At 38.9% G+C, this 12,701-nt stretch carries 12 protein-coding genes; 2 read left to right on the plus strand and 10 right to left on the minus strand.

All coding sequences use genetic code 11. The features are described 5' to 3' along the window. The 8 genes from msbA to G8E00_RS09595 all read right to left on the minus strand — a co-directional run bounded on the left by msbA (position 1) and on the right by G8E00_RS09595 (position 6,952). Positions 1 to 1,725, minus strand: coding sequence for a lipid A export permease/ATP-binding protein MsbA (msbA, locus tag G8E00_RS09560; RefSeq protein WP_166224066.1), 1,725 nt, complete (start codon positions 1,723 to 1,725; stop codon positions 1 to 3). Further along, positions 1,725 to 2,147, minus strand: coding sequence for an ExbD/TolR family protein (locus G8E00_RS09565; RefSeq protein ID WP_166224069.1), 423 nt, complete (start codon positions 2,145 to 2,147; stop codon positions 1,725 to 1,727). The genes msbA and G8E00_RS09565 overlap by 1 nt, the downstream gene beginning before the upstream one ends. A gap of 17 nt (positions 2,148 to 2,164) precedes the next feature. Beyond that, positions 2,165 to 2,797, minus strand: a complete 633-nt coding sequence (locus tag G8E00_RS09570; RefSeq protein ID WP_166224072.1) for a MotA/TolQ/ExbB proton channel family protein — start codon at positions 2,795 to 2,797, stop codon at positions 2,165 to 2,167. Positions 2,798 to 2,834: 37 nt separating this feature from the next. Then, positions 2,835 to 3,725: a ParB/RepB/Spo0J family partition protein gene (locus G8E00_RS09575; RefSeq protein ID WP_166224075.1), complete on the minus strand. Its 891-nt coding sequence runs from the start codon at positions 3,723 to 3,725 to the stop codon at positions 2,835 to 2,837. Beyond that, complete coding sequence (locus tag G8E00_RS09580; RefSeq protein WP_166224078.1) at positions 3,722 to 4,504, minus strand: ParA family protein; 783 nt, start codon at positions 4,502 to 4,504, stop codon at positions 3,722 to 3,724. Before G8E00_RS09580 ends, G8E00_RS09575 begins: the two co-directional genes overlap by 4 nt. A 25-nt stretch (positions 4,505 to 4,529) precedes the next feature. Further along, a complete protein-coding gene (gene rsmG / locus G8E00_RS09585; RefSeq protein WP_166224081.1) occupies positions 4,530 to 5,162 on the minus strand; it encodes a 16S rRNA (guanine(527)-N(7))-methyltransferase RsmG in 633 nt (210 codons plus the stop codon). Between the two features lie 87 nt (positions 5,163 to 5,249). Beyond that, positions 5,250 to 5,939, minus strand: a complete 690-nt coding sequence (gene murU, locus G8E00_RS09590; RefSeq protein WP_166224084.1) for an N-acetylmuramate alpha-1-phosphate uridylyltransferase MurU — start codon at positions 5,937 to 5,939, stop codon at positions 5,250 to 5,252. Continuing rightward, the gene (locus G8E00_RS09595) at positions 5,939 to 6,952 is read right to left on the minus strand and encodes an aminoglycoside phosphotransferase family protein (protein ID WP_166224087.1); all 1,014 of its coding nucleotides are present in this window, start codon (positions 6,950 to 6,952) and stop codon (positions 5,939 to 5,941) included. Before G8E00_RS09595 ends, murU begins: the two co-directional genes overlap by 1 nt. Before the next feature lie 120 nt (positions 6,953 to 7,072). On the opposite strand from G8E00_RS09595, the gene G8E00_RS09600 reads away from it, so the two are divergent. Then, a complete protein-coding gene (locus G8E00_RS09600) occupies positions 7,073 to 9,517 on the plus strand; it encodes an LPS-assembly protein LptD (protein WP_166009458.1) in 2,445 nt (814 codons plus the stop codon). Next, positions 9,517 to 10,821 (plus strand): peptidylprolyl isomerase, encoded by a 1,305-nt coding sequence (locus G8E00_RS09605; RefSeq protein ID WP_166224124.1) that lies wholly within the window; start codon positions 9,517 to 9,519, stop codon positions 10,819 to 10,821. Before G8E00_RS09600 ends, G8E00_RS09605 begins: the two co-directional genes overlap by 1 nt. A gap of 327 nt (positions 10,822 to 11,148) precedes the next feature. On the opposite strand, the gene hfq is transcribed toward G8E00_RS09605, so the two are convergent. Together hfq and miaA are read right to left on the minus strand one after the other, a co-directional pair. Further along, positions 11,149 to 11,667, minus strand: coding sequence for an RNA chaperone Hfq (gene hfq / locus G8E00_RS09610; RefSeq protein WP_196781983.1), 519 nt, complete (start codon positions 11,665 to 11,667; stop codon positions 11,149 to 11,151). Positions 11,668 to 11,755: 88 nt separating this feature from the next. Beyond that, entirely contained in the window at positions 11,756 to 12,700 is a 945-nt protein-coding gene (gene miaA, locus G8E00_RS09615) for a tRNA (adenosine(37)-N6)-dimethylallyltransferase MiaA (RefSeq protein ID WP_166224130.1), read from the minus strand. Position 12,701: the final 1 nt, after the last annotated feature.

Consider the following 12,701-nt stretch of genomic DNA (forward strand, 5'->3'; position numbering starts at 1 on the left):
TTATTCCTCAAAATTACGTTGATGTAGTTGATAATAACTACCACGTAATTCCAATAACTCAAGATGTGTCCCTTGCTCAACAATGCGACCTTTATCCATGACCACGATTCGATCTGCATTTTCAATGGTTGAAAGTCGATGTGCAATCACAATTGTGGTTCTATCTTTCATAGCTGCTTCGAATGCACGTTGAATATAAAATTCAGATTCGTTATCAAGAGCACTGGTTGCCTCATCCAAAACAAGGATCGGTGCATCTTTTAAGATGGCACGTGCAATCGCAATACGTTGACGTTGCCCACCTGACAAATTCAAACCTTGTGCACCCAATTGCGTATTGTAACCTTGAGGTAAAGCCATGATAAAGTCATGTGCATAAGCTGCTTTCGCTGCTGCAATCACTTCTTCATCCGTTGCATTTTCAAGCTGTGCATAGGCAATGTTTTCACGAATTGAACGGTTAAATAGCACAACTTGTTGGTTCACCATCGCCACTTGTGTACGTAAACTATTGAGTTCGATATCTTGAATGTTGTAATCATCAAATAAAATTTTACCTGATGATATTTCTTGAAAACGAATCAATAAATTTACCAATGACGTTTTACCCGCACCAGACCGCCCTACAACAGCAACTGTTTCACCTGCATTCACCTTGAGTGAAAAATCTTCAATCGCTTTATGACCATCCTCATAAACCATAGAGACATGATCAAATACGATATTGCCTTTGAGTACTGGTGTTAATGTGCCTGAATTATCTTCTTCTGGCATATCAATCAATTCAAATACTGAATGAGCAGCAGCTAAGCCACGTTGCAGTTTTTCATTAATTTCAGTTAATGCTTTAATCGGCTTACTCAGCATACCTGCCGCAGTGATATAAGATACAAATTGACCTGCATTAGTATCTTGTAAAATCTCAGGTCTAAGAGCAATCCAAATCACCACAGAAAGTGCCATTGCCATGATCAACTGAACAACAGGACTGTTTAACTGTGAAATTGCTGTCATTTTCAGACCACGTTTCAAGTTTTCCAGTGAATGCCATTTAAAACGTTCTTGTTCGTAGGATTGTCCACCAAAGCCTTTGACCACCATATTACCAGCAACGGTTTCTTGTACCACATGGTTTACATCGCCCATGGTATCTTGAACAAGAATGGATAACTTACGCATCTTTTTACCCGCTTTACGGATAAGCACACCAATGAGAGGCGCAAAGATGATAATACATAGGGTTAACATCCAATTTGTATAGATCAAATAACCCAACAAACCTATCGTGATAAAACCTTGTGAAATCAATGTACGAAGTGATTCTGTAGAAGCAGCGGTTAGCTGTTCAACATTAAACATAATTTTCGCAGTGATATGACCACTACTATTGTCTAAAAAATATTGCGAAGGTAATCGCAAAATTTTTGCAAAAACTTCCTGCCGAATATTAAAAACAAGATTCCGTGAAATCACAGAGGTAAAGTATCCGCCGATAAAAGATCCAACGCCTCTAAAGAAAATCAATATCACAACAAAAAGTGGAAAGAGCGAGGTGAAATCAGTATCACGATTTTGAATCGCGTTAATGATTTTCTCCAAAAGCTTCGCCACAGCAACTTCTGTGGCAGCACTGATCGCAAATCCTAACACTACAAGTAATGCTAACCCCCAGTAAGGAGTTAAATATTTGAGAAGACGGCGATAGACCTTAAAATCTTCCTTCACTAATAACCTCGAGTTGGTACCTTGGTACTAATATTGATATTCACAAAGCCTAATTGCCCTGCAACATCCATGACACGAATTACATCTTGATGGGATGCTTTTGCATCTGCTGCAATCACAAACATCAAGTCACGGCGATCATTCGCCGCTTGTTTTACAGCTGCGCTTAAATCCGACACTTCCTTTGTCGATAAAGCCTGACCATTTACAGCGTAGTGACCTGTTGAGTCGACCATCACTTCAATTTTATGATCGAATTCTTTAGGTGGTACACCTTGAGCATCAGGCAAGCTTAAATTTAATCGACTTTGCTGTTGAAATGTAGTACTAAGTAACAAAAACACCAATATAAATAAAATACAATCAATCAATGGTGTTAAGTTAATATGAACATCTTCAACCTGTTTCCGCCTAAATTTCATTGAAGCATTCCTTCAAGTTAACTCGCATTCAAATTTTTTGTTTGATGGCCAGCTTGATAAAACAATGCTGAATGAAATAAAGTCGCTTGCTGCTCCAATTCTACGACATAGTCCTGAACTAAGCGCTGAAAATAGCGATACGAAAAAAGCGCTGGAATTGCGACTGCCATCCCTGCCGCAGTCGTTATTAACGCCTTTGACAGACCAGGAATCATCATTGCTGGATCAGTTCCTGAAGCTAAATCGATCGTTAAAAACGACTCAATTATACCCACAACCGTTCCCAACAATCCGAGCAATGGAGATACAGCACTTAAAGTCCCTAAAAAATTGATATTTTTTTCTAAATAGCCAATTTCACGAGATGCTGCAACTTCCATTTGTGCACGTGCATAAGTTTCACCTTGCGCATATGCTTCTGCACCTTCATTAAAGATTGTGCCCAACGCCGTGTTTTGATAAATCTTATTGGATTGCAATTCATTGATGACGGTTTCAACGTTACGGTCTTTATGCATCAACAAAACATTAGGCATAACCAGTCCACGTTTCAGACGTATAAAGCGTTCAATCGATATCGCTACCGTAAAAATAGAACACAAAACCAGTGGTAGCATTAACCATCCACCTGCCTTAATTAGCTCCCACATTTTTAATTCCCCAAAATTAAAAAATTGTATCGATATCTTACTTTTCAGCCAGACAAATATTTAAAATGCCATCCAATTCATCTAAAGAATGATATTGAATCGTCAACTTACCTTTTCCTTGTTTATTGTGATCAATTTTAACATTGGCACTAAAACGTTCTGAAAGTCGTTGCGTTAATTGCTCCAAATCAGGCGAAGATTTGCTTTTCTCTTTTTCCTGCTTTGGTTTATTCAAATCACGAACCAGTTGCTCTGTTTGACGTACAGATAAATTTTTATCAATCACCGTTTTGGCAATTTGATTCTGATCGGATGCCTTAAGCGTCAAAATTGCACGCGCATGCCCCATATCTAACTGACCGTGCTGAATATGATCTTTAATCGCATCATCCAAACTAAGCAAACGTAGTAAGTTACTCACAGTTGTACGTGCCTTACCTACGGTTTCTGCAATTTCTTGATGGCTTAAACCAAATTCTTCATGAAAACGTTGCAATGCCATCGCTTGATCAATTGGATTTAAGTCTTGGCGCTGGATGTTTTCAATTAACGCCAATGCAATTGCAACTTGATCCGATAAATCACGAACAATAGCTGGAACTGTCTCTAAACCTGCAATTTGTGCAGCACGCCAACGACGCTCACCCGCAATAATTTCATACTGATGTACTTCATCTTCAATCGGACGAATGACAATCGGTTGCATCACCCCATGCTTTTTGATTGAAGCAGCAAGTTCTTGCAAATCTTCTTCTTTAATAAAGCGACGTGGTTGATAATTACCACGTTTCAACACTTTTACGTCAATCTGTTTCAGCTGACCATGATCTAGTGCTTGCACTTCAAGTTGTAATTTTTCTTTTTGGATTGAGCCCAATAACGCATCCAAACCACGACCCTTTGCCAAGCCTCTTTTTTTTACGGTCATGCTTTATTTCCTTTTCTCACATTGGTTTTTTTTAACATCTCAGCTGCAAAGTTTAAATAAGCAACCGCACCTTTTGAACTTTTTTCAAAATAAATAATCGGCAATCCATGTGCAGGTGCTTCAGCTAAACGCACATTACGCGGAATCACCGTTTTGTATAATTTCTTCCCGAAATATTGTTCTAACTCATCTGACACATCACGTGTGAGTGCATTACGTGGATCAAACATGGTTCTCAGCACCCCGACAATTTCTAACTCAGGATTCAACGCTTGCTGAATTTTATCGATGGTTTGGGTTAGATCTGCCAAGCCTTCTAAAGCATAATATTCACACTGCATTGGAATAATCACGCCATTAACAGCCGCCAAAGCATTGACGGTAATTAAACTTAAACTTGGAGCACAATCGACAATAATAAAATCAAACTGATGTTCAATTTCTTTTAAAGCTTCACGCAAAATAAATTCACGACCGTCCAACTCAGCAATTGCAAGCTCTGCACCTGCCAAATCACGGTTTGAACCCAAAATTTTATAGCCGACTTCAGACTTATGAATAGCAGTTTCAATAGGAATCTCACCCAAAAGTACATCCGTCACAGAATAGAGCAAATCATTTTTTTGCACACCTGAACCCATGGTGGCATTACCCTGAGAGTCCATATCCACCAACAATACGCGCTTTTTCAACACTGCCAAAGAAGCAGCTAAATTGACCGCTGTCGTGGTTTTACCTACGCCACCCTTTTGGTTCGCAATTGCAATAATTTGAGCCATGGTAACCCCAGTCCTTAGAAATTTTTTAAATCTGTTTTAATAAAAGTAAATGGCGTTGTTCATCTAATCGTGGAACACTTAACGCAATAATCTGACAATCAAATTCATTTTTCAATTGTTCAACTTCCTCATGCGGGATCAGCCCCTTCATTGAAGCAATTTGACTTTCTGCATGCATAAATGGACGAGATGCAGTGACAAAATCAGTCAAAGACGCAAAAGCACGACTAGTAATCACATCGAACTTACCCAACTCATGAATACTTTCTTCATTTTCTACACGGGTTTGTACAGCAACCACATTTTTTAATTTTAAGTCAGCAATAAACTGCTTCAAAAATCGAATTTTTTTACCATTCGAATCCAATAATACACATTGGCGCTCTGGTTGGCATAAAGCAATGATCATGCCCGGCATACCACCGCCAGTACCAATATCCAATAAACGACCTTCTGGTAAGTCTTTCAAAATACTCAAACTATCAAGTAAATGTTTAACCAACATTTCTTTTGGATCACGAATCGCTGTCAAGTTATATGCTTTATTCCAAAGCACCAAAGCATCTTGATACTTTAGTAATAAACCCAATGCTTCATCACTGAGCGTCAAGCCAAGTTTCTGACTACCTTGTTGTAAGTCTTGAAAAAAAGGATGCATAAAAAGAAAACATCTGAATAAAATTTAAATCAAAGTATACCTATTTATGCACCGTGGAACACTATTTAACGATTAGCGATTACACACTTAATCATAGAACCCATCACGAATTTGCAAATCTAAGTGACTTAATCGTTCAGGCGTACCCACATCGACCCAAGCACCTTGCATTTTTTCTGCTGAAATTTGAGTATTTTGCATCGCTTGAATCAGTAAGGGAGCAAGTGGACGTTTACCGGGTGCCAAGCCATCAAAGAGTTTTGGATCAATCACCGCCACACCGCTATAAGTTAAATTCTCACCGTGTTGATTTTGATCAAAACTATAAGCACGACCATTGGCCAAAGTAAAATCACCATTTGGATGTTGTGTAGGATTATCCACCAAGATTAAATGCGCCAAATTACCCTTTAATTGCACATCCAAGAGTGGAGCAAAATCCATGGTGGTCCAAACATCACCATTGACCAGTATAAATGGCTCAGTTCCCAATAACGGCAATGCGTTGATAATGCCTCCTGCGGTTTCTAAGCCTTCATCTTCTCGCGTCCAACGTATGTCTACACCAAACTGTGACCCATCTCTCAACTTGGCAATGAGCTTATCTGCAAGCCATGCAGAGTTAATCACAATTTCAGTCACACCAATTTTTTTTAATTTTTCGATATGCCAAACAATCAGCGACTTCCCGCCCACTTCTAGCAAAGGTTTCGGTGTATATAAAGTCAATGGACGCATGCGGTTGCCTAAACCAGCTGCTAGAATCATGGCTTTCATTAAGCAACCACCTCATATTTTCCAAATTTTTCTTCGAATTTTGGCAATACTGCCGTACGTATAAAATGCATAAAGTCATCTAACTCAGCATACGGCTGGCTTTCTTCAAGCAAGTACCACATCACACGTGGTAAGTCTTTGAGATAACCTGACTTCCCGTCACGCTCATACAAACGCACAAAGATACCTAAAATTTTAATATGACGTTGAATCGCCATTAAATCTGCATCACGTTTAAATTGTTCAAAGTCACGATCTTGCTTAGCTGACTCTGGTAATAAGTCATAGAACACTTTAAACCACCCGTATACACGTTCCGCATTCCACTGTACGTAGGCATCACGTGTAATTGAAATAAGATCATAAGTGTCTGCACCAATCACAGCATCTTGAAAGTCAATCACACCCTGCTCAACTTCACCTTCAATCACCATCAAATTACGGCTATGAAAGTCACGATGTACAATCACCTGTGGCTGTTTAAGTGCAGCATTTGCCAAAAAATCGAATGTTTTTTGAATGAGACTTTGTTCTTGTTCATTTGGGGTGATTTTCAGTGAAGGCAATAGCCATTCTGTCAGCAATTGCATTTCACTGATCAATTTTTCGCTAGAGTATTTTGGTAATTGATTTTTTCCATCAACACTTTGTAAATGGATCAACTGTTTAAAACTTTGTGCATAGTGAGCATCAACTGTTTCATCATTTAACAAATTTGCCAGCACCACATCACCAAAATCTTCAAGTAAAAGAAAACCTTGAGCTAAATCTTGTGCAATAATATGCGGAACACGCACGCCTTGCTGATCAAGAAACTGATCAATTGCTACAAATGGACCACAATCTTCCTTTGGTGGAGGCGCATCCATGAGCATAAATGTTTTATTATTCAACACAATTCGTGCATAACGACGGAAGCTCGCATCGCCTGCCAGAAAATTTATTTGTATTTGATCTGATTGAAGAACAGATTCAAGCCATGTTTGTATCAATGTTTCACGTTGTGTATTCATTTGCAATAAATTCTAGTACAGGCAAAATATTTGAAGGACTAAGTGTAGCCACTTATCAGTTTTTTCTCTATCATGCGAGTATAATTAATTGCGATTAAGCATACTTGGTTAAAGAGACAAATGAAGCATCAGTTCAATTTTAATCCGTTAGCAGCCGCTATCCTTAGCTTTCTTTGTGGAAGCACTGTATCAAGTTATGCCGAATCAAATACATCTGTTTCGGACATTGACAACAAACAGTTAAAAGCATCGCTCAAAGAAAGCTACCCTGGTCAGAACTTCTTTGAACAATACTATGTCGACAAAGATTCGCCAGAAGCACGACAGCGCGACACAAAAGTTCCTGGTGCTCAATTTTGCCAAAATACATTTGTCACCCCAATTAGCCCAAACACCAAGGCACTTAATCCAGATGAAGCAACATCTGTTCTCACCGCAGAGCATGCTTATTACAATCCAAATGGCGACACTGTTTTAGAAGGTAATGTCATCATTGACCAAGATGGTCGAATGGTGCGTGCAAACCATTTAACCATGGATAAAACCCAGACCTTTGCTAAAGCCTCAGGTAATGTGCAAATGGCACAGGCAGGTTTAATCTCTCAAAGCGATAAAGTTAATTACAACCTTAAAACACAAACAGGTGACTTAACTGACAGCTACTATATTGCAGAACAAGCCCGTGCACATGGTCATGCTGACTTAATTTCTCGTACTTCACCTGATGTGCTCCTCTTAAAAAATGCGTCTTATACCACATGCCCACCTGATGAGAAGCCTACGTGGAAAATTGAAGCTCGCGAAATCGAACTTAACCAAGAAACAGGTCGTGGCAAAACCAAAGGTGCAAAAGTTAAGATTAAAGATCACACTATTGCTACCGTTCCATATTTTAATTTCCCAATTGATGACCGTCGTGTCACCGGGATCTTGACACCAAGCTTAGCCTATACCAACAATGGTGGTTTACAACTTTCAGTTCCAATCTATTTAAACTTAGCTCCAAACTATGATGCAACGGTTACCCCACGTTATATGGGTGACCGTGGTGCAATGGCTGAAGCTGAATTTCGTTTTATGACTGAAAATTTTGGTAGCGGTAATATTCGTGGTGCCTACTTACCTTCGGATGAAAAATATAATAACGAAGACCGTAAAGATTTCCATTTCTTATATGATTGGCAAATCAATAATCAATGGTCTACCAACATTGATTATAACTACGTATCCGATAAAGATTTCTTCAATGACTTAGACACCAACCCAAATACGCGAACTCGTCTAAACCAAAGACAAGCTTGGGAATTAAACTATCAAAATGGTTTGCCAGGTCTTAAAGCCAAATTAAAGATTGAAGATTTCCAAACCCTTGACCCTTTGACTCCATATAAAGACCGCCCTTATGCACGTTTACCACAATTACTTGTTAATTATGTAACTGGCGATGCACACGGCTTAGAATTTGAGTTCAATAACGATACGGCTTACTTTAAAAAAGATTTTGATAGTCAAGCCAATATCTCACAACCAAGTGGTGTTCGCCTTTATAACCAATTTGCAGCACGTTATAACTTCCGTAACCCTTGGGGCTTTGCGATCCCAGAAGTCTCTGTGCGTAGTTTAAATACTTATTACGATCAAGATACACGTGACAATGCAAATTTTAACTCTGATTCCGAAAATAAATCTGTAGTCGTTCCACAATTTACTTTGGATACAGGCTTAACTTTTGAACGTGAAGGTAAGTTTTTACAGACTTTATCTCCACGCGCGTTCTATGCATATTCACCGTATCGCCAACAAAATGGCTACCCAAACTTTGATACAATTTCTGCATCTTTAAATTACGATCAGTTATTTAGCCCATATCGTTTTTACGGACATGACCGCTTAGATGACAATAATTTCTTGTCTTTAGGTCTAAGTTATAGTCTATTTGACACCATCGGTTTAGAACGTTTACGAGCAAGTGTTGGTAAAAGTTATTTCTTTGATGATCGTCGAGTTACATTAAACGATAGTCAAAACAGCAGAACCAGCACTGAAGATGATACTGGCCCTGTGGTCAGCTTATCGAGTCAACTTTCTGAAAATTATACCATTCGTGCCAATTCATATTGGATGTCAAATGGTGATAATGCTCAACGTGATATTCAGCTGTATTACACTGGGGACAAAGGAAACCTCTATAATTTCGGATATTTCAAACGTAGCTATTTAGAAGATAGACAAGATCGATACGATCAAGTAACAGCATCTTTCATTCAACCGATTAAAAATAATTGGAGAATGATGGGACATGTTCAATATGATATGGACAATAATGTTGCGCGTGAATATCTCTTAGGTCTAAATTATGAATCTTGCTGCTGGGGCGTGTCGGTTTACGGTCGTTCATACTACAACGATTTGGATAACGTCAATGATTCAGGCGTTAAAGCAAAACGTGCAGTAATGGCTGAATTTACACTTAAAGGATTAGGTGGTTTAAACAGTAAACTCAGCTCATTCCTTGAAGACCGTGTTCTAGGCTACGATAAGGTTAATCAAAACTGGACAAATTAATGACGACGAAAAACTTAAAAAAAATTTTTAAAGCGACTGCATTGGCATGTGCTCTTTCCATGAGTATGCCGTTATTTGCTGCCCCTACTGATCACGTTGTCGCGATCGTAGGGAAAAGCGTTATTTTAAAAAGTGATTTAGAACAAGGGGTTGCAGAGATTACTCATCAATTGAGTGCACAAAAAAAAGAAGTGCCTCCGCAAAGTATTTTAGAAACTCAAGTTTTAAACCAACTGATCACGCAAAATGCACAGCTTGAACTCGTCAAACGTTATGGCATCCAAGCCGATGAAAAAACGTTAAATGAAGCTGTACTAAAAGTAGCGAATCAGTCTGGAGCAAATAGCCTTGAAGCTTTTCAACAAAAGCTCGATAAAATTGCACCAGGGACTTATGAGTCATTGCGTAGCCGCATAGCACAAGACATCGCAATGCAACGTCTACGCCAACAGCAAGTCATGTCACGTATTAAAATTAGCGACCAAGATGTCGACAATTTCCTAAAATCACCTGAGGGACAAGCTATTGTAGGTGGTCAGGTTCATATCATCCATGTGCGTGTATCAGGTGATGTAGATCCTACTCAGTTGAATCAAACGGCAGAGCAAGTCAAAGCTGCGCTTAGTCAAAGCAATGATTATAAAGCGATTGAAAAACGATTTAATAAAGATGGTATTACCATTACTGCATCGGATACAGGCTATCGCCCACTTTCAGAAATCCCTGCAGAGTTATCGACTCGTGTAAGCTTAATTCAACCAGGTCAAACTACAGATCTCATTCGTGTGAAAGATGGTGTTCATGTTCTTAAGCTGATTGACCGTAAGTCAAATGATCAAAAAGCTTTGGTTCCTCAATTCAATACACGCCATATTTTGATCAAAACTTCAGAAGTGGTTACACCTGAAAATGCGAAGCAAATCATTGATAACTTGTATGAACGTATTAACGCAGGTCAAGATTTCGCAACGCTTGCAGCAACCTATTCCAACGATCCTGGTACTGCACGCAATGGTGGTAGCTTAGGTTGGGTGACACCTGGAACAATGGTACCTGAGTTTGATAAAACCATGCAGTCAATTGCTGTGGGCAAATTAAGTCAACCATTTCAAACACAATTTGGTTGGCATATTCTGCAAGTGACAGATAAACGCGATCAAGATATGACTAAAGAATATCAACGCAATATGGCACGTCAAGTTCTTGGTGAACGTCAGTTTGAAACTGAGCTAGACAGCTGGTTACGTGAGTTACGTGTTAACACTTATGTAGAAATCAAAGATCCAAATTTAAAAATAAACTAATCCTTCTTTAAAAATAAAAAACCTCATCATGTATGAGGTTTTTTATTTGGTTTTAATTCAATTCCATGCTTAGACATATAAAAATCAAAATAAGATGAATACCATGTATTTCTAGAAAACTAAAATTCACTTTGATTATATTTGGATGATATTCGGCAGTGATAATATCTGCTATCACCATAACGAGTACAACTACCCATCTTTCCAAAACCCATCTGTTTGAATGGATTTTCATTGAAAACACTGAAAATAAACATCAAGACTAAGCATAAAAAAAGACGCCAAGTGGCGTCTTCTTAAAAAAATAACTTTAATTAAAATAATTAATTAACGATTATTTTCGTCGTCTTGTGCATCATCAAATTTAGTTTCGCCATCAAAACCAGCACCGCCAGCTTGACCACCAAAACCAGGTTGTTGACCACCGAAGCCACCTTGACCACCGAAGCCACCTTGACTACCGAAACCACCTTGACTACCGAAACCGCCTTGAGCGCCGAAGCCACCTTGACCACCGAAGCCACCTTGGCCACCGAAGCCACCTTGACCACCGAAGCCACCTTGTTGGCCACCGAATCCACCTTGACCACCGAAGCCACCTTGACCAGCAGCAGGAGCGCCAGCAGGAGCACCAGCAGGACGTGGGTTACGTGCAGGAACAACAGTTGAAATCGCGTGCTTGTAAACCATTTGGCTTACAGTATTCTTTAAAAGAACAACATATTGGTCAAATGATTCGATATGACCTTGTAGTTTGATACCGTTTACAAGAAAGATTGAAACAGGGATACGTTCTTTACGGAGAGAATTTAAGAACGGATCTTGTAAAGTTTGACCTTTAGACATTTTATACTCCAAAAATTTAAAATCAGCGCAAAAACTATCTTTGTTTTTCACTTAAAAATTATAAAAAAGATAGTGTGTAAATTTTGCTTTATCCATGTAAGTTTCGCAAGTCTTCTTGAGCTTGCTTGATCGTTAAAAAGTTTTGCATGCTGTGCACTTCTTGCAAAGATCTCAACCAAGTGTATTGACGTTTCGCAAGTTGTCGTGTTGCAAATAAGCTCTTATCCTCCATATCCTGTTTAGATTTGTGACTCCTATCACTATTTGTAAGAAAATCTAAAGCTTGACGATAGCCAACAGAACGAGCTGAAGGCAAATTTTCATTTAAATCGTATTTTTCAATAAGATATTCGACTTCACTCAAAAAACCGATATCCCACATATTTTTCAATCTAATTTCGATTCTATTATGCAATTCTAAACGATCAGGTACTAATGCATAATTATGATAATTGTAACGATATGATAATTGTTTGGGCTGTTCAGCTTGCAATTGCGTAATGGGCTTCCCTGTCAACTTAAAAACCTCTAAAGCACGAATGATCCGCTGACGATCCGACACTTTAAATTTTTCTCCAGCCACTGGATCTACCCGCTTTAACTCTTCAAAAACGGATTCCCAGCCATTTAATGCAGCATTAGCTTCAATTTCTTGACGTACATCAGGACTCGCATTGGGTAAATTAGTCGCGAGACCTTCAAGTAGGGCTTTAAAATACAACATCGTGCCACCCACCAAAATGGGTGTTTTTCCACGTGCGTGAATCTCATCGATGAGACGTGTTGCATCTTCAACAAATTGAGCAGCCGAATAGACTTCCAAAGGACTAATAATATCAATTAAATGATGAGGATATCGTTCCTGCTCTGCTTTAGATGGTTTTGCAGAACCGATATCCATATCCCGATAAATAAGTGCAGAATCAACTGAAATAATTTCATATTCACCACGCTCATAGAGTTCACATGCCAAAGCGGTTTTACCACTTGCCGTTGGTCCCATTATGTTAATGACTGGCATTTTATTTGACATG

The organism is Acinetobacter shaoyimingii (genome assembly GCF_011578045.1).
GTDB lineage: Bacteria > Pseudomonadota > Gammaproteobacteria > Pseudomonadales > Moraxellaceae > Acinetobacter > Acinetobacter shaoyimingii.